This is a genomic window from Burkholderia sp. Cy-637, assembly GCF_011753175.1.
GTDB lineage: Bacteria > Pseudomonadota > Gammaproteobacteria > Burkholderiales > Burkholderiaceae > Burkholderia > Burkholderia gladioli.
In genome coordinates this window covers 1-16,943 of sequence record NZ_VWWC01000152.1, presented here as the reverse complement: position 1 = coordinate 16,943, position 16,943 = coordinate 1, and the positions used below count along the sequence as shown (strand labels likewise).

The 16,943-nt window shown below is 67.2% G+C and carries 13 protein-coding genes; 9 read left to right on the top strand and 4 right to left on the bottom strand.

Annotated elements, in window-relative coordinates; translation table 11 throughout:
- Positions 1 to 128: 128 nt before the first annotated feature.
- Positions 129 to 1,007, bottom strand: coding sequence for a LysR family transcriptional regulator (locus F3J10_RS28100; protein ID WP_166915415.1), 879 nt, complete (start codon positions 1,005 to 1,007; stop codon positions 129 to 131).
- 110 nt (positions 1,008 to 1,117) lie between these two features.
- Between F3J10_RS28100 and F3J10_RS28095 the strand changes: the two genes are divergently transcribed.
- Complete coding sequence (locus tag F3J10_RS28095; protein ID WP_167243476.1) at positions 1,118 to 1,972, top strand: alpha/beta hydrolase; 855 nt, start codon at positions 1,118 to 1,120, stop codon at positions 1,970 to 1,972.
- A 90-nt stretch (positions 1,973 to 2,062) separates the two neighbouring features.
- Here the strand turns inward: F3J10_RS28095 and F3J10_RS28090 are convergent, their stop codons facing one another.
- A complete protein-coding gene (locus tag F3J10_RS28090; RefSeq protein ID WP_205200507.1) occupies positions 2,063 to 3,382 on the bottom strand; it encodes a sorbosone dehydrogenase family protein in 1,320 nt (439 codons plus the stop codon).
- Complete coding sequence (locus tag F3J10_RS28085; RefSeq protein ID WP_025101974.1) at positions 3,375 to 3,818, bottom strand: DUF2231 domain-containing protein; 444 nt, start codon at positions 3,816 to 3,818, stop codon at positions 3,375 to 3,377. The genes F3J10_RS28090 and F3J10_RS28085 overlap by 8 nt, the downstream gene beginning before the upstream one ends.
- A 569-nt stretch (positions 3,819 to 4,387) precedes the next feature.
- On the opposite strand from F3J10_RS28085, the gene F3J10_RS28080 reads away from it, so the two are divergent.
- Genes F3J10_RS28080 through F3J10_RS28060 form a run of 5 tightly spaced genes read left to right on the top strand, consistent with a single transcriptional unit; the run spans position 4,388 to position 10,476 of the window.
- Positions 4,388 to 5,389 (top strand): LysR family transcriptional regulator, encoded by a 1,002-nt coding sequence (locus F3J10_RS28080; RefSeq protein WP_167233223.1) that lies wholly within the window; start codon positions 4,388 to 4,390, stop codon positions 5,387 to 5,389.
- Positions 5,390 to 5,442: 53 nt separating this feature from the next.
- A complete protein-coding gene (locus F3J10_RS28075; RefSeq protein WP_013689279.1) occupies positions 5,443 to 5,898 on the top strand; it encodes a (2Fe-2S)-binding protein in 456 nt (151 codons plus the stop codon).
- A 2-nt stretch (positions 5,899 to 5,900) separates the two neighbouring features.
- Positions 5,901 to 8,156 (top strand): xanthine dehydrogenase family protein molybdopterin-binding subunit, encoded by a 2,256-nt coding sequence (locus tag F3J10_RS28070; RefSeq protein WP_167243475.1) that lies wholly within the window; start codon positions 5,901 to 5,903, stop codon positions 8,154 to 8,156.
- Positions 8,153 to 9,481, top strand: a complete 1,329-nt coding sequence (locus F3J10_RS28065) for a cytochrome c (RefSeq protein WP_167243474.1) — start codon at positions 8,153 to 8,155, stop codon at positions 9,479 to 9,481. The genes F3J10_RS28070 and F3J10_RS28065 overlap by 4 nt, the downstream gene beginning before the upstream one ends.
- Positions 9,481 to 10,476 (top strand): XdhC family protein, encoded by a 996-nt coding sequence (locus F3J10_RS28060; protein WP_167243473.1) that lies wholly within the window; start codon positions 9,481 to 9,483, stop codon positions 10,474 to 10,476. Before F3J10_RS28065 ends, F3J10_RS28060 begins: the two co-directional genes overlap by 1 nt.
- 94 nt (positions 10,477 to 10,570) lie before the next feature.
- Here the strand turns inward: F3J10_RS28060 and F3J10_RS28055 are convergent, their stop codons facing one another.
- Positions 10,571 to 11,464, bottom strand: coding sequence for a LysR family transcriptional regulator (locus tag F3J10_RS28055; protein ID WP_013689283.1), 894 nt, complete (start codon positions 11,462 to 11,464; stop codon positions 10,571 to 10,573).
- A gap of 477 nt (positions 11,465 to 11,941) precedes the next feature.
- Between F3J10_RS28055 and F3J10_RS28050 the strand changes: the two genes are divergently transcribed.
- From F3J10_RS28050 to F3J10_RS28040, 3 genes are all read left to right on the top strand, one after another.
- Positions 11,942 to 12,211, top strand: a complete 270-nt coding sequence (locus tag F3J10_RS28050) for a DUF4148 domain-containing protein (protein WP_036054581.1) — start codon at positions 11,942 to 11,944, stop codon at positions 12,209 to 12,211.
- A 401-nt stretch (positions 12,212 to 12,612) separates the two neighbouring features.
- The gene (locus F3J10_RS28045; protein WP_167243472.1) at positions 12,613 to 13,866 is read left to right on the top strand and encodes an efflux RND transporter periplasmic adaptor subunit; all 1,254 of its coding nucleotides are present in this window, start codon (positions 12,613 to 12,615) and stop codon (positions 13,864 to 13,866) included.
- 13 nt (positions 13,867 to 13,879) lie between these two features.
- Positions 13,880 to 16,943: efflux RND transporter permease subunit (locus F3J10_RS28040; RefSeq protein ID WP_167243471.1), on the top strand; the 3,064-nt coding region annotated here is incomplete at its 3' end.

Sequence of the window (16,943 nt, the reverse complement as noted above, 5' to 3'; positions counted from 1 at the left end):
CGTGAAACGACTCCACGCCGATGATAGTGCGGATTGCCCGTGTGAAAGTAGGTAATCGTCAGGCTTCCCTCATGACAACCCCCGTTGCCCTAGGCAGCGGGGGTTTTGTCTTTCCAGCCGCCAGAAAATCAAGCGGCAATACTTCCCAACATCCCCTGCAGCGCTTCGTGCAGTGCTCGTAATGCGGCATCGCGCGCCCGTTTCCCGTATCTCAATGCGTGGACGACGTCCGGCAGCGGAAAGCGACGCTCCAGTTCAGCTGCCGTCATCACATCGTTGCTGATCGCCCGGTCGTTCAGGATCCCGAAACCGAGCCCCGATCCGATCGCGCTCTGTATGCCGGCAAGCGACGGCGTTTCCGCCACGATGCGATGATCCATGCCGGCCTCGCGCAAGGTCGCCTGGGCCAACCAGCCGTAATGGCATCCCGTGCCGAACGTCACCAGCGGAATCGACTTGGCGACTGCCAACGGTGTGGCCGCCGAGGTGCACCAATGCAGCGACTCCCGCCAAAGCGGCGTATCAGCGCTCGTGATGCGATCGAGATAATCCTGGTGCACGGCAAGATCGAGCGTGTCCTGAGCCAGCGCGTCCCGTAGCGCCGGGCTCTGCATCACGCTGAGCTGCACCGTGGTACGCGGATGTCGGCGCGAAAACTCCGCGAGCAAGGGAGCGATCCGATCCAGCCCGACCTGCTCCGGCACACCAAGACGAACACGCCCCTTCAGCCTCGACGGCGCGAAATAGGCGAGCGCATCGTCATGTGCGTCGAGAATGCGGCGAGCGTGGGCAAGCAGCGCCTCGCCATCGGCCGTCGCGACCAGTCGGCGCCCGTCCCTGCGCAGCAGCGTCCTGCCGAGCTGCGCCTCGAGGCGCTTGATCTTCCAGCTCACGGCGGATTGGCTCAGGTTCAGGCGATCCGCGGCGGCCGTCGCGCTGCCGGTATCCACCACCGTGCGCAAGGTCCGTAGCGTATCGATCGACAGACGCTGGTTCGGAGCACTCATCTCGACGGATCCATGACAAAAGTTGCGATTCATTCATAGTAGATGTCATTGGCGTCATTTGCAGGGCCTCCATAGACTGGATCGACAGTCACCAATCAAGGAGATCCACGATGACATCCCCCTGGAACCTGGCCCGCGCCGATGTCCTGATCGACGGCCGTCGAATTGCCACCGGCCATGTCGGCGAAGGGCCGCCCCTGGTGCTGGTCCATGGCACGCCCGCGCATTCGATCGTCTGGCGCAACGTGATTCCCGCCTGTCGCGATGCGGGGTTCAGCGTCCACTGGTTCGACCTGCTTGGCTTCGGTGAATCCGAATGTCCGGTCGACGCGGACACGTCGGTGGCCGAGCAGGCACGCTTGCTCCAGCGCCTGCTCGAGCATTGGTCGCTCGACGCGGTGCATCTCGTCGGTCACGATATCGGCGGTGTCGCCGCGCTGCTGTATGCGATGAACGCCGGCGAGCGCTTACGCTCCCTGACGATAGCCGATGCGCCGGGCTACGATTCCTGGCCGTCGCCGACCTGGCGCGAGTTCCGCGATGATTACCAGCGTTTCGCGCGAGTCGATGCCGAGCGTCATCGCGAGCTGATGACACGGCAATTGAAGATGGCAGTGCACGACAAGTCGCGCATGACGGGTGAATTGCTGGCGTGCTACCTGAAGCCGATCTGCGGCGTGATCGGCCAGAGCGGGTTCTATCGCAACCAGGTCGCTCACTACGACTCTCGCTACACGGCGGATTTCGGCGAACGGCTGCCGAAGCTCGCCTTGCCCGTGCAGATCCTGTGGGGCGTGCAGGACGAATGGCAGCCACTCGACTACGCCTATCGCCTGCAATCGGATATTCCGGGCGCGGTGCTGAACGTGCTCGACGCTTGCGGGCATTTCCTGATGGAGGACGATCCGTCGGGCGTGGCCCGGCATATCGTCGACTTCGCCAACTCGCATCGGCCAGGATCCTGACCGCGGTTACGATTCGATCGACTCGCCAGCAGGGATGCGATGGCGGCGCAACTGCTCGCGCGCCATCGCATCGTGCCGGCGCTCAATCCCTCAATTGCCTGCCCGCGTCACACGCCAGACCGCGTCGCCGACATCGTCGGCGATGATCAAGCCGCCGTCGCCATCCTGCGTGACGCCCACCGGCGCGCCGTACAACTGCTTTTCGTCGTCGGACGCGAAGCCCGTGACCACCGGCTTCGGCGCGCCGCTCGGCTTGCCGTTCTCGAAGGGCACGTAGACGACCGCGTAACCGCTCAGCGGCGAGCGATCCCAACTGCCGTGCTCGCCGATGAAGGCGCCGCCGCGATACTCGGCCGGCAGGTTGTTGCCGGTATAGAACCACAAGCCGAGCGGGGCGACGTGCGAGCCGATCGCGTAGTCGGGGCTGATCGCTTTCGCGACCAGGTCCGGGCGCTGCTGCTTCACGCGCGAGTCGACGTGCTGCCCGTAATAGCTGTAGGGCCAGCCGTAGAAGCCGCCGTCCTGGATCGAGGTCAGGTAATCCGGCACCAGGTCGGCACCGATTTCGTCGCGCTCGTTCGCAATCGCCCACAGCTTGCCGGTCTTCGGCTCCCATTGCAGGCCGGTCGGATTGCGCACGCCGGATGCGTAGATGCGGCTCGCGCCCGACGCGACGTCGACCTCCAGGATCGCCGCGCGCCGATATTCGACATCGAGCCCGTTCTCGCCGACATTGCTGTTCGAGCCGACGCCGACATAGAGCTTCTCGCCATCCGGGCTCGCCAGCAGCGACTTGGTCCAGTGATGGTTGATGGTGCTGGGCAGGTCGGCCAGTTCGACAGGAGGCGCGCTGATCCTGGTCTCGCCCGTCGCATACGGGAATTTCAGCAGCGCATCGGTATCGGCGACATAGAGCGTATCGCCGATCAACTGCACGCCGAACGGCGAATTGAGCTTGTCGATGAGCACGTACTGATCCCATTCGCCGCTGCCGTTCGCCTTCTTGCGCAGCAGCGTGACCCGGTTGCCGCCCTTGGCGCCCTTGCCCGAGCGGCTCGTCACCATCCCGGCGATCAACTGTTTCGGCGTGGTGACGGGCTCCGTCTTCGGGCTGCTCGACTCGACCACCAGCACATCCTGGTTCGGCAGCACATAGACCTGTCGCGGATGCTTGAGGCCCGAGGCGATCTTCTCGATCTTCAGCCCCGCCGCCACCTTGGGCGTCTGCCCGTCCTTCCAGCCCACGCCTTCGGGCACCTGCATCGGCGGCACCATGAAGTTCTGCGCGCTCGGCAGCGGCGGATTCGAGCCGGCCTGGTGCTCGGGATCGTACTTCGCCTTCTCGCTGCAGGCACTGAACAGCATCGCGACGGCGATCGTGAGGACGCCTCCCCAAACCGGCTTATTCATGGCTGCCTCCCTTCACGACGAACTTGTTGCCGGCGAGCATCAACTGCGCGATGCCGAGCAGCGCGACCGTGATCACCGAGAGGATCACGTTCTCGGGCACGATCGCATAGGCGTCGCGGCTATGCACGAAGGCATTGAGGATCGCCGCGACGATGCCGACCAGGTTCAGCCAGAAGTCGAGGCGCTCGACGGGCAGCACCGCCTGGCGCGAGGCGAACCACACATGGCCGAGGTTGAGAAGGCGCGGAATGATCGCGATCACGAGCCCGATGGTGACGAGCCAGGCCGCGCTCTTTGCCCAAAGCACATTGGCGGTGTTGGCGTAGAGGATGTCGAAGATCAGCGTACCGACGAACAGGCCATACGGTATGGGGTTGAGCAGATCGAAAAGCGCGGTCGCGAATCTCGATCGATATCTCGGGCTGGCTGGAGTCATGAATGGATCCTTGTTTCTGAGTGGAAAGATGCGGCTGGCAACACGCGGACGACATCGGGCGATGTGTCCGTCCCACCGGCGCCGCTGGAATCGCGGCGCCTTCAGCTCTCAGGCAATCAAACGGCAAGGCTGCAACTGCACCACCCGCCGCGCCGGTATTTCCTCATTGCAAGCCCGCTGGATTGGATATGCATAGAGGGATATAGCGCTTCGGTAAGACAAATATAGACGAGACTGCGCCATCGCGTATCGAGCCGAAGCGCGCTCGCCGGCGAATTTCGCCGGAAAAATCTTTTTGTGAGCAAGACTAAGGAACGCGCGACTGGCGAAATTCCACGTCTTCGATGCATACTGCTCAACAGACGAGTTTCGATGCGCGCGCAACGGTTTTGCCTAATCCTCGCCAGTCAAGGGCGAACGATTTTTATGGATATAGCGCTCGACCATTTTCGGCATGCCCTTATGAAAACCATTCATCAATCTCTGTGCGATGATTGGCGGTCGAGTCGCAGCCCCTTGCGACATCGCCGGTGCGAGGGCATCGGCAGGCTTGATCGGAGCGACATCGAATGCCCACGCTCGAGAACATGCGCCTGTTCGTGAAGGTCGTCGAGACAGGCAGTTTCACCAAGGCCGCCCAGGCCGCGCATGTCGCGACACCGCAGGTCTCACGCGCCATCTCGTCTCTCGAAACCCAGCTGCGGGTGCGATTGCTGAATCGCACCACGCGCCGCATCGCCGTGACCGAGGCGGGCGAGCGCTACGCCGCGCACTGCCGCGAGATCCTCGAGCTGGTCGATCATGCGGAGGCCGAAGCTTCCGGCGCGGCTCGCTGCCCCAGCGGTCGCCTGCGAGTCCACGCGAGTTCCGGTTTCGGGCGGCACTATCTGCTGCCGCGACTGGCGCGTTATCGCGAGACCTATCCCGAGGTCACGATCGACCTCACGCTCGCACAGCGCATGCCCGACCTGGTCGACGAGGGTTACGACCTCGCGGTGGTGGTCGCCAGCCAGCTCGACGATTCGGCGCTGATCGCCGAGCGCATCGGCACCACCTACAGCGTGCTGTGCGCCTCGCCCGCCTATCTGCGCCGCTCGGATGCGCCCGCAACGGTCGACGACCTGCACGATCACGTGTGCCTGCAGTTGATGGTGCCCAATGCCTCGGCCGGAAGCTGGCAGCTCGAGGGCACGGCGTCCTCCGAATCGTTCACGCCGCGTCGGCAATGGCCCTTCGTCGTCAACGTGGCCGACGCGATGGCCGATGCGCTGCGCTCGGGCATGGGCATCGGGCCGCTGCCGTTGTCGACCGCGCTCGACGGCCTGCGCGACGGCTCGCTGGTGCGCGTGCTGCCGGCCTGGCGCCTGCGCTCGCACGGCATCCATGCGCTGTATCCGTCGCGGCGCCATCTCGAGGCCAAGGTCCGCACCTTCATCGACTACCTGCGCGCGGTGGTGCCGCCGCTGCTCGAACTCGAGACGCATGCGCTGTCGACGCTGACCCAGCCGCGCGCCTCGCCCGCCTTACCCGATGACGCGCCGCAGCGCGACCCGATCGACTGCGACGCCTGATTTACCCGCTCCACGCTCCAAGCACAATCAACCCCACAAACCGGGAGCTTTCGATGACCACCCTCAATATCAATGGCGTGTCGCATACCGTCGACGCGCCCGACGACATGCCGCTGCTGTGGGTCCTGCGCGACCTGGTCGGCCTGACCGGCACCAAGTTCGGCTGCGGCATCGCCCAATGCGGTGCCTGCACGGTGCACCTCGACGGCGAGGCCGTGCGTTCCTGCGTGCTGCCGGTGGCGGCCGTGGCCGGCCGCAACATCACCACCATCGAGGCGGTCGGCATGACGCCGGCCGGCGCCAAGGTCCAGGCGGCCTGGCGCAAGATCGACGTGGTCCAGTGCGGCTATTGCCAGTCGGGCCAGGTGATGGCGGCGGCCTCGCTGCTCGCCTCCAACCCGCATCCGAACGACGCCGACATCGACGCGGCGATGGCCGGCAACATCTGCCGCTGCGGCACCTACAACCGGATTCGCGCGGCGATCAAGCTGGCCGCTCAGGAGGCCTGACCATGTCCGAGGGAATCATCGAAGCGGGCCGCGCCTCCGGCAAGACGGAGCAGGCGGCCGACAGCAGCGCCGGCATCTCGCGCCGGCGCTTCTTGCAGGCGGGCTTCACGCTGGGCGCGGCGGCCGGCGGCGGCCTGCTGCTCGGTTTCGCGGTGCCGGCCGCCGGCGAATCGGGCCGCCCGTCCGTGATCGGCGGAGACGCGCCCGACCAGGCGCCGGCCGGCCTGTTCGCGCCGAACGCCTTCGTGCGGATCGATCGCGCCGGGCAGGTCACGCTGGTGATGCCGAAGGTCGAGATGGGGCAGGGCGTCTATACCTCGATCCCGATGCTGATCGCCGAGGAACTGGAAGTGCTGCTCGACAGCGTGGTGCTCGACCACGCGCCGGCCGACGCCAAGGCCTATGGCGATCCGCTGCTGGGCGGCGGCCAGTTGACGGGCGGCTCGACCTCGATCCGCTACGCCTGGGAGCCGATGCGGCGCGCCGGCGCGACCGCGCGCAGCCTGCTGGTGACGGCCGCCGCGCAGCAGTGGAAGGTCGATCCGGCCTCGTGCTCGGCCGCCAACGGCGCCGTGCACCACGCCGCGAGCGGCCGCCAGGCGCCTTACGGCTCGCTGGTCGACGCGGCGGCCAGGCTGCCGGTGCCGAGCCAGGTCGCGCTGAAGACGCCCGACAAGTTCACCCTGATCGGCAAGCCCGTGAAGCGGCTCGATTCGCCGGAGAAGGTCGACGGCAGCGCGCAGTTCGGGCTCGACGTGCGCCTGCCGGGCATGCGCTACGCGGCGATCGTCAACTGCCCCGTGTTCGGCGGCACCGTCGCCAGCGTCGACGACAGCGCGGCCAGGCGCGTGCCGGGCGTGCGCCAGGTGGTGCGTCTCGACAACGCGGTGGCGGTGGTCGGCGACCACACCTGGGCCGCCAAGCGCGGCGCCTCGGCGCTGGTGATCGAATGGCACGAAGGCGATGGCGCGAAGGTGTCGATGGCCGACATCGTCGGCGATCTGGCGCGCGCCTCCGAGAAGCCGGGCGCCGTGGCGCGCAACGACGGCGACGTCGCCAAGGCCTTCGGCACGGCCGGCGCGCGCATCGACTCGATCTACCAGCAGCCCTTCCTCGCGCACGCCACCATGGAGCCGGTCAACTGCACCGTGCAGGTGACCGGCAACAGTTGCGAGATCTGGGTCGGCACCCAGGTGCCCGGCTTCGCGATCGAGGCCGCGAAACGCGTGACGGGGCTCGACGCCAGCAAGATCACGCTGCACAACCACCTGCTCGGCGGCGGCTTCGGCCGGCGGCTCGAGACCGACATGATCGTGCAGGCGCTGAAGGTCGGCAAACAGGTGGACGCGCCCGTGAAGGTGGTCTGGACGCGCGAGGAGGACATCCGCCACGACATGTACCGGCCGTATTACTACGACCGCATCTCGGCCGGCGTCGACGCGAACGGCAAGCCGGTGGCCTGGCAGCACCGCATCGTCGGCTCCTCGATCCTGGCGCGCTTCGTGCCCGGCTCGCTGAAGAACGGCGTCGATGCCGACGCTGTCGAGGTGGCCTCGGACCTGCCCTATGCGATCCCCAACCAGCGCATCGAATACGTGCGCCAGGAACCGCGCCACGTGCCGACCGCTTTCTGGCGCGGCGTGGGCCCGACGCGCAGCGCCTTCGTGGTCGAGAGCTTCGTCGACGAGCTCGCGGTGCGCGCCAAGGCCGATCCGGTCGCCTATCGCCGCTCCCTGCTGGAGCCGACGCCGCGCGCGCGCAACGTGCTCGACATCGTCGCGCGCGAATCGGGCTGGGGGCAGTCGCTGCCGGCCGGCCAGGGCCGTGGCGTATCGGTGCTGCACGCGTTCGGCAGCTTCTTCAGCATGGTCGCCGACGTGAGCGTCGAGAACGGCGAGGTGCGCGTGAACCGCGTGGTCTGCGCGGTCGATTGCGGGATGGTGGTCAATCCCGACACGGTCGAGGCGCAGATCCAGGGCGGCATCATCTTCGGCATCACGGCCGCGCTCTATGGCGAGATCACGATCCGCGACGGCCGCGTCGAGCAGAGCAACTTCACCGACTACCGGATGCTGCGCATCAACCAGACGCCGCGCATCGACGTGCATATCGTCAAGAGCGCCGAGGCGCCGGGAGGGATCGGCGAGCCGGGCACCTCGGCGATCGCGGCGGCCCTGTCGAACGCGATCCACGCGGCCACGGGACGACGGCTCTACCAGATGCCGGTCGGCAATCAACTGAAGCAGAAGACGGCATGAGGAGGCCAGCAATGAGGATTTCGAACCGATTGCGCCGCCTGTTCGGCGTCGCCGCGCTGGGCGGCCTGGGTCTGTGGGCATCGGCCGCCGCGGCGGCCGATGCCCCAGCCAACGCCGGCAATGCCGACGCGGCCCTGGTCGCGCGCGGCGAATACCTGGCGCGCGCCGGCGACTGCATCGCCTGTCATACGGCGCCGCACGGCAAGCCGTTCGCGGGCGGCCTGAAGATGACCACGCCGATGGGGGCGATCTACACCACCAACATCACGCCGGACGCGAACCACGGCATCGGCGGCTATAGCGAGGCCGACTTCGCGCGCGCTCTGCGCGAGGGCGTGGCCAGGGACGGCCACAACCTCTACCCGGCGATGCCGTATCCGTCCTACGCCAAGGTCAGCGACGACGACGTGCGCGCGATGTACGCCTACTTCATGCACGGCGTGGCGCCCGTCGCGCAGGCGAACCAGGCCTCCGACATCCCCTGGCCGCTCAACATGCGCTGGCCGCTCAAGCTCTGGAACCTGGTGTTCCTCGATACCGCGCGCTACCAGTCGAAATCGGACAAGGATGCCGCCTGGAATCGCGGCGCCTACCTGGTGCAGGGGCTCGGCCATTGCGGCTCGTGCCATACGCCGCGCGGCGTCGGCTTCCAGGAGAAGGCACTCGACGAGAGCGGCGGCGCGTACCTGACGGGCGGTGTGCTCGACAACTGGTTCGCCTCCAACCTGACCGGCGAGGGCAATACCGGCCTGGGCCGCTGGAGCGAGGCCGAGCTCACGCAGTTCCTGAAGACCGGGGCCAACGCGCACGCCAGCGCCTTCGGCGCGATGACCGACGTGATCAACCACAGCACGCAGTACCTCAGCGACGAGGATCTGGGGGCGATCTCGCGCTACCTGAAATCGCTGCCGGCGGCGGGCGGCACCGGCGCGCCGCCGTATCGCTACGATCCGCAGCGCACCGTGGCCGCGCTCAAGCGGCCGGCGGGCGACCCGGGCGCGGCGGTCTACGCGGCCTACTGCATGCATTGCCACGGCACCGACGGCAAGGCCTTCGCCCCGCTGCTCGCGCCGCTGGCCGGCAACCCGAACCTGCTCGAGCACAACGCGGCCTCGCTGATCAACGTGACGCTGAACGGCACGGGCGACCTGGTGATCGCCGGCATCCCGGCCGCCTATCCGATGCCGCAGTTCGCCGACCAGCTCGACGACAAGCAGATCGCCGACGTGCTGACCTTCATCCGCGCGGGCTGGAACAACAACGCGCCGGCCGTGACGGCCGACGAGGTGGCCAAGCTGCGCGCCGCGACGGCGGGAGGGCACTGATGGACAGCGTCGATCTCGACGTGCTGCGCACCAGCACCCGCTGGCTCGCGGCCGGCCGGCGCGTGCTCCTGGCGACGGTGGTGCGCACGTGGGGATCGTCGCCGCGACCGGTCGGCGCGCTGCTCGCGCTGCGCGACGACGGGCTCGCGGTCGGCTCGGTATCGGGCGGCTGCATCGAGGACGACCTGGTGGCGCGCGTGCGCGAGGCCGGCATCGCCCCCGATGCGCGCCCGGAGACGATCCGCTACGGCATCAGCGCCGACGAGGCGCATCGCTTCGGCCTGCCCTGCGGCGGCACGCTCGAGCTGGTGCTGGAGCCGCTGACGCCGGCCAGCGGCATCGCCGAACTCTGCGAGGCGATCGACGCGGGCCGGCTGGTGGCGCGCACGCTGTCGCTGGCCAGCGGCGAGGCCACGCTCGACGAGGCGACGCCGGCCGACGGCCTGGTGTTCAACGGCGCGCACCTGCGCACCGTGCACGGCCCGCGCTACCGGCTGCTGGTGATCGGCGCGGGGCAACTGTCGCGCTACCTGTGCCGGATCGCCACCGGCCTCGACTACCAGGTGACGGTCTGCGATCCGCGCGAGGAGCATGTCGATACCTGGGACGTGCCCGGCGTGCGCGTGGTGCGGACCATGCCCGACGACACCGTGCTGGCGATGCGGCTCGACGCGCGCTCGGCCGTGATCGCGCTGACCCACGATCCCAAGCTCGACGATCTCGCGCTGATGGAGGCGCTCAAGACGCCGGCCTTCTACGTCGGCGCGCTAGGCTCGCGGCGCAACAACGCGGCGCGGCGCGAGCGGCTCGCGCAATTCGACCTGGATGCGGCGCAGCTCGCGCGATTGCACGGTCCGGCGGGCCTCTATATCGGCAGCCGCACGCCGCCCGAGATCGCGGTCTCGATCCTGGCCGAGATCACCGCGGTGAAGAACGGCGTGGCGATTCCACAGACCATGACGATTGCGGTCGCGAAGACCGAAGCGATGTCGTGAAGCCCGAAGCGCCGCCGCCTTGGCGGCGCGCGCAACTTTCAGGGCCCCGAAGCGATGGGACGGGCGTTCAGGCCAGCCGGGCGCTCGCCTCGATTCAATCGCGATGCCGCAAGGCGTCGATCACCAGCGACAGCGCCCGCGACGATTGCCGGCGGCTCGGGTAGTAGGCGTGGTAGCCGGGGAAGGTCGCGCCCCATTCCTTCAGCACGCACTTGAGGCGCCCGGCGCGCACCTGCGGCATCAGCTGGTCCTCGGGCAGGTAGACCAGTCCGTAACCTTCCAGCGCGGCGGCCAGCATCTGCGGCGTGCTGTTGAAGATCAGCTGCCCGTCCACGCGCACCAGCAGGTCGTGCTTGCCCTTCCTGAGCTCCCACGCGTAGAGGCTGCCGCGCGTGGGCAGCCGCAGGTTGATGCAGGCATGATCGAGCAGGTCCTGCGGGGATTTCGGCGCCGGGTGGCGCGCGAAGTATTCGGGCGAGCCGGCGATCATCATGCGCACGTCGGGGCCGATCCGTACCGCGATCATGTCGTTGGCCACCTGGTCGCCGAAGCGCACGCCGATGTCGTAGCGCTGCGCCACGATGTCGGACAGGTTGTAGTCGATCGACATCTCGATCTTGAGGCCGGGATAATCGGCCAGCAGCGGCTTCAGGCGCGGCCAGAGGATGGTCTCGACCGGGTGGTCGGTGGCGGTGATGCGGATCAGGCCGACCGGCTTGTCGCGCAGCTCGGACAGCGCGTTGAGCTCCGATTCGATCTCGTCGAAGCGCGGCCCGGCCACCTGCATCAGCCGCTCGCCGGCCTCGGTGGTGGCGACGCTGCGCGTGGTGCGCGTGAGCAGCCGCACGCCGAGCCGCGTCTCCAGCCCGCGGATGGTGTGGCTCAATGCCGACTGCGAAACGCCGAGCTGCGAGGCCGCCTTGGTGAAGCTGCGTTCGCGCGCGACGGCGAGAAAGGCCAGGAGATCGCTGAAATTGTCGCGTGCCATCGAATCCGCCGCGCAAGCGCGGACATCAAAACGAGATAAAGAAGGCGCATCCTATCACCGGCCGAAAATCCGCGTGCGGCCTGGCTTCGGCCCGCGCCGGCGCGGTTTGTCGGGCTCGCGCGGCGAGCCGATTCATGAATGGCGTTCATAAGGCCATGCCGGCGTGGGCCGCTAATCAAACAATGGCGTGGCTGTTACATTGCGGTTCCCCGGCAGCGGAACGCGACTGCCGGCGCGCGGCGCAATCGGGCGCCGCCGATCCACGCAGCGTTCACCACCAAGATCGCGCGGTCCACGGACCGGCGATGTCCAGATCAGGAGCAGGCGCCGCAAGGCGCGGGAGACGGGGGGCATTCCCGGCCCCGGGCGGCAGGTTCGCGATACGACGCGGGCCGCCGTGACGGACCTGGCTGACGCCATCACGGACATTTACCTGTCCTGACGGCCGAGCCGATGCTTTCTGGAGTCGAAAAAACCATGAAGTCGAAATGGATAGCCGCCCTGGTCGCGGCCGGATGTGTCGTTCCCGCGGTGTCGTTCGCCCAGGACAATTCAGTGTTGTCGCGTGCGCAGGTGCGGGAGGAAATGGCGCGCTACGAACAGGCCGGTTTCAATCCGGCGCGCCAGAATCCCTCGCGCTGGGTCGAGGATCTGCAAGCCGCGGCGGCTCGCGTGCATGCCGAGCATGATGCGGTGCGCATGGCGAGCGGGGCGGCCGCTGTCGGCGGCGTCGGCGCGGGCAATTGATTTTTGCGTTTTGTTCAACGCAGCAATTCTTTGTTTGTGATAGTTTCCCGCACCGCCCATCAGTTTGGCGAGTCCGGATCCAGGGCAAACCGCTCGTCGCGATTCGGCAGAACGCCAGTTGAGGCCGCTGCGGGATGACGCATTCCGCTGCGAGGTCGGGCCGGGCTCCCCGGTTTCTCATGAAGTTTTTATGTCCGCGACGTGTGCTTGCGCCACATCGCGGATGTCGTCGTCGCGTCGTCTTGCCGTCACCGCCGGTGCGGGGTGGCGGACGGCCGGCGTGACGCGGGCCTTTGCCGTCATCGCGGCTGCAGGCGTCTGTCGTCCCCGCGTTTGCCATCGGACCCGGCATTGCATCGCCGGCCCGGTGTCGTTTCGTTGATTCTTATAGAGGTCGCTCCATGCGCGTCGAACGGGTTTCTTATCGCATTATTCCTGTCGCGGCAGCCGCCGCGCTGCTCGCCGCCTGCGGAAAGCAGGACGCGGCGCCGCCGCCGTCGGTGCCGGAAGTCGGCGTCGTGACGGTCCAGCCGCAATCGGTGCCGGTCGTCACCGAGCTGCCGGGCCGCACCAATGCCTTCCTGGTCGCCCAGGTGCGCGCACGGGTGGACGGCATCGTGCTGCGTCGCGAATTCACCGAAGGCACCGACGTCAAGGCGGGCCAGCGCCTGTACAAGATCGACCCGGCGCCCTATATCGCCGCGCTGAACAGCGCCAAGGCCACGCTCGCGCGCGCCGAGGCGAACCTCGCCTCGACCAACGCGCAGGCGGCGCGCTTCAAGGTGCTGGTGGCCTCGAACGCGGTCAGCAAGCAGGACTACGACAACGCCGTGGCCTCGGCCGGCCAGGCCGCGGCCGACGTGGCCTCGGGCAAGGCGGCGGTCGACACCGCGCAGATCAACCTCGGCTATACCGACGTGCTCTCGCCCATCACGGGCCGCATCGGCATCTCGCAGGTCACGCCGGGCGCCTACGTGCAGGCCAGCCAGGCAACGCTGATGTCGACCCTGCAGCAGCTCGACCCGATGTACGTCGACCTCACGCAATCGAGCCTGGACGGCCTCAAGCTGCGCCAGGACATCCAGAGCGGGCGCATCAAGACGACCGGTCCGAACGCGGCCAAGGTCAAGCTGGTGCTGGAAGACGGCAAGACCTACCCGCTCGAGGGCAAGCTGCAGTTCACCGACGTGACGGTCGACCAGACCACCGGCTCGGTGACGATCCGCGCGCTGTTCCCGAACCCGAACCACGTGCTGCTGCCGGGCATGTTCGTGCGTGCGCGCATCGACGAAGGCAGCAACGACAACGCCTTCCTGGTGCCGCAGGTCGGCATCCAGCACGATCCGAAGGGCCAGGCGACCGCGCTGGTGGTCGGCCAGGACAACAAGATCGCGCCGCGCGTGCTGCAGACCTCGGGCACCTACGGCCAGGACTGGATCGTCGAGGGCGGCCTGCAGTCGGGCGACCGCGTGATCGTGCAGGGCGTGGGCAAGGTCCAGCCGGGCATGACGGTCAAGCCGGTGGCGGCGCAACTGCCGCCCGATCCGAACGCCGCGCCGGACGCGGGTGCCTCGCAGGCACCGGCCGCGTCCGCCCCGGCATCCGGCGCGTCCGATTCCGCAGCTTCCGCATCGGGCGCGTCCGCAGCGAAGTAACCAGGGGTCCTAAATGGCAAAATTCTTTATTGATCGGCCAATCTTCGCGTGGGTGATCGCGATCGTGCTGATGCTGGTCGGCGTCGCCTCGATCTTCACGCTGCCGATTTCGCAGTACCCGACGATCGCGCCGCCCGCGGTGCAGATCACGGCCAACTATCCGGGCGCTTCGGCGAAGACGGTCGAGGACACGGTCACCCAGGTGATCGAGCAGCAGATGAGCGGCCTCGACAACTTCCTGTACATGTCGTCGACCAGCGACGATTCGGGCAACGCGACGATCACCATCTCGTTCGCGCCGGGCACCAATCCCGACATCGCCCAGGTGCAGGTGCAGAACAAGCTGTCGCTGGCCACGCCGATCCTGCCGCAGGTGGTGCAGCAGCTCGGCCTGAAGGTGACCAAGTCCAGCAGCAGCTACCTGCTCTGGATCGCGTTCAACTCCGAAGACGGCAGCATGGGCCGCAACGACCTGACGAACTACGTCGCGTCGCACGTGCTCGACCCGATCAGCCGCCTGAACGGCGTCGGCCAGACCCTGCTGCTCGGCTCGCAGTACGCGATGCGGATCTGGCTCGACCCGAACAAGCTGAACAACTTCAGCCTGACGCCGGCCGACGTCTCGAACGCGATCTCCGCGCAGAACGTGCAGATCGCGGGCGGCCAGATCGGCGGCACGCCGGCCAAGGCCGGCACGGTGCTGCAGGCGACCATCACCGAGCAGACCCTGCTGCAGACGCCGGAGCAGTTCGGCAACATCCTGCTGAAGGTGAACCAGGATGGCTCGCAGGTGCGCCTGAAGGATGTCGCGCAGATCGGCCTGGGCGCGGAGAACTACAACTTCGACACCAAGTACATGGGCCAGCCGACCGCCGGCCTGGGTATCCAGCTCGCCACGGGCGCCAACGCGCTGGCCACGGCGGATGCGATCAAGGCCAAGGTGAAGGAGCTCTCGAAGTACTTCCCGCACGGCATGGTGGTGCATTACCCGTATGACACGACGCCGTTCGTGCGCCTGTCGATCGAGGAAGTGGTCAAGACGCTGCTGGAAGGCATCGTGCTGGTGTTCCTGGTGATGTACTTGTTCCTGCAGAACCTGCGCGCCACTCTGATCCCGACCATCGCGGTGCCGGTGGTGCTGCTCGGTACCTTCGCGATCATGGGCCTGGCCGGGTTCACGATCAACACGCTGTCGATGTTCGGCCTGGTGCTGGCGATCGGCCTGCTGGTGGACGATGCGATCGTGGTGGTCGAGAACGTCGAGCGGGTGATGGTCGAGGAAGGCCTGCCGCCGAAGGAAGCGACCAAGAAGGCGATGGGCCAGATCACCAGCGCGCTGGTGGGCGTGGCCCTGGTGCTGTCGGCGGTGTTCGTGCCGGTGGCCTTCTCGGGCGGCTCGGTGGGCGCGATCTACCGCCAGTTCTCGCTGACCATCGTCTCGGCGATGGTGCTGTCGGTGCTGGTGGCGCTGATCCTGACTCCGGCGCTCTGCGCGACCATCCTCAAGCCGATCGAGAAGGGTCACCACGAGGAGAAGAAGGGTTTCTTCGGCTGGTTCAACCGCAACTTCGACAAGAGCCGCGAGAAGTACCACGTGGGCGTGCACCACGTGATCAAGCGTTCGGGCCGCTGGCTGGTGATCTACCTCGCGGTGATCGTCGGCGTCGGTTTCCTGTTCGTGCGCCTGCCGAAGTCCTTCCTGCCGGATGAGGACCAGGGCTACATGTTCATGATCGTCCAGACGCCGTCGGGCTCCACCCAGGAGACCACCGCGCGCACGCTGGCCGACATCACGGACTACATGGCCAAGGAAGAGAAGAACGTGGTCGACTCGGTGTTCACCGTGAACGGCTTCAGCTTCGCCGGCCGCGGGCAGAACGCCGGCCTGGTGTTCGTCAAGCTCAGGCCCTTCGAGGAGCGCCGCGCCGCCGATCGCAAGGTGCAGGCGCTGATTAAGCGGACCTTCGGGCACTATGCCGGCTACAAGGACGGCATCGTGATTCCGTTCAATCCGCCGTCGATTCCCGAGCTGGGCACCGCCGCGGGCTTCGATTTCGAGCTGACCGACAACGGCGGCCTCGGCCACGATGCGCTGATGGCGGCGCGCAACCAACTGCTCGGCATGGCCGCCAAGGATCCGACGCTCGCGCTGGTGCGTCCGAACGGCCTGAACGACACGCCGCAGTACAAGGTCGACATCGATCGCGAGAAGGCCAACGCGCTCGGCGTGACGGCTGCCGCGATCGACCAGACCTTCTCGATCGCCTGGGCCTCGCAGTACGTCAACAACTTCCTCGATACCGACGGTCGTATCAAGAAGGTGTACGTGCAGGCGGATTCGCCGTTCCGCGTCACGCCGGAAGACCTGGGCATCTGGTACGTGCGCAACAGCGCGGGCGGGATGGTGCCGTTCAGCGCCTTTGCCACCGGCCACTGGACCTATGGTTCGCCGAAGCTGGAGCGCTACAACGGCATCTCGGCGGTGGAAATCCAGGGCCAGGCCTCGACCGGCAACTCGACTGGCCAGGCGATGGCGGCCATGCAGCGTCTCGCGGCGCAACTGCCGACCGGCATCGGCTATTCGTGGACGGGCCTGTCGTTCCAGGAAATCCAGTCGGGCTCGCAGGCGCCGATCCTCTACGCGATCTCGATCCTGGTGGTGTTCCTGTGTCTGGCGGCGCTGTATGAAAGCTGGTCGATCCCGTTCTCGGTGATCATGGTGGTGCCGCTCGGCGTGATCGGCGCGCTGCTGGCCTCGACGCTGCGTGGCCTCGAGAACGACGTGTTCTTCCAGGTCGGCCTGCTGACCACGGTGGGCCTGTCGGCGAAGAACGCGATCCTGATCGTGGAATTCGCGCGTGAGCTGCAGGTCGGGGAGAAGATGGGGCCGGTCGAGGCGGCGCTGGAGGCGGCACGGCTGCGGCTGCGCCCGATCCTGATGACCTCGCTCGCCTTCATTCTCGGCGTGCTGCCGCTGGCGATCAGCAACGGCGCGGGTTCGGCCAGCCAGCACGCGATCGGTACCGGCGTGATCGGCGGGATGCTGACCGCGACCTTCCTCGCGATCTTCATGATCC

What these genes read in the sequence shown, in the direction of transcription:
- F3J10_RS28070 (WP_167243475.1), top strand. Translation starts at nt 5,901, where the DNA reads ATGTCCGAGGGAATCATCGAAGCGGGCCGCGCCTCCGGCAAGACGGAG.
- F3J10_RS28075 (WP_013689279.1), top strand. Translation starts at nt 5,443, where the DNA reads ATGACCACCCTCAATATCAATGGCGTGTCGCATACCGTCGACGCGCCC.
- F3J10_RS28055 (WP_013689283.1), bottom strand. Translation starts at nt 11,464, where the DNA reads ATGGCACGCGACAATTTCAGCGATCTCCTGGCCTTTCTCGCCGTCGCG.
- F3J10_RS28095 (WP_167243476.1), top strand. Translation starts at nt 1,118, where the DNA reads ATGACATCCCCCTGGAACCTGGCCCGCGCCGATGTCCTGATCGACGGC.
- F3J10_RS28090 (WP_205200507.1), bottom strand. Translation starts at nt 3,382, where the DNA reads ATGAATAAGCCGGTTTGGGGAGGCGTCCTCACGATCGCCGTCGCGATG.
- F3J10_RS28045 (WP_167243472.1), top strand. Translation starts at nt 12,613, where the DNA reads ATGCGCGTCGAACGGGTTTCTTATCGCATTATTCCTGTCGCGGCAGCC.
- F3J10_RS28065 (WP_167243474.1), top strand. Translation starts at nt 8,153, where the DNA reads ATGAGGAGGCCAGCAATGAGGATTTCGAACCGATTGCGCCGCCTGTTC.
- F3J10_RS28100 (WP_166915415.1), bottom strand. Translation starts at nt 1,007, where the DNA reads ATGAGTGCTCCGAACCAGCGTCTGTCGATCGATACGCTACGGACCTTG.
- F3J10_RS28060 (WP_167243473.1), top strand. Translation starts at nt 9,481, where the DNA reads ATGGACAGCGTCGATCTCGACGTGCTGCGCACCAGCACCCGCTGGCTC.
- F3J10_RS28085 (WP_025101974.1), bottom strand. Translation starts at nt 3,818, where the DNA reads ATGACTCCAGCCAGCCCGAGATATCGATCGAGATTCGCGACCGCGCTT.
- F3J10_RS28080 (WP_167233223.1), top strand. Translation starts at nt 4,388, where the DNA reads ATGCCCACGCTCGAGAACATGCGCCTGTTCGTGAAGGTCGTCGAGACA.
- F3J10_RS28050 (WP_036054581.1), top strand. Translation starts at nt 11,942, where the DNA reads ATGAAGTCGAAATGGATAGCCGCCCTGGTCGCGGCCGGATGTGTCGTT.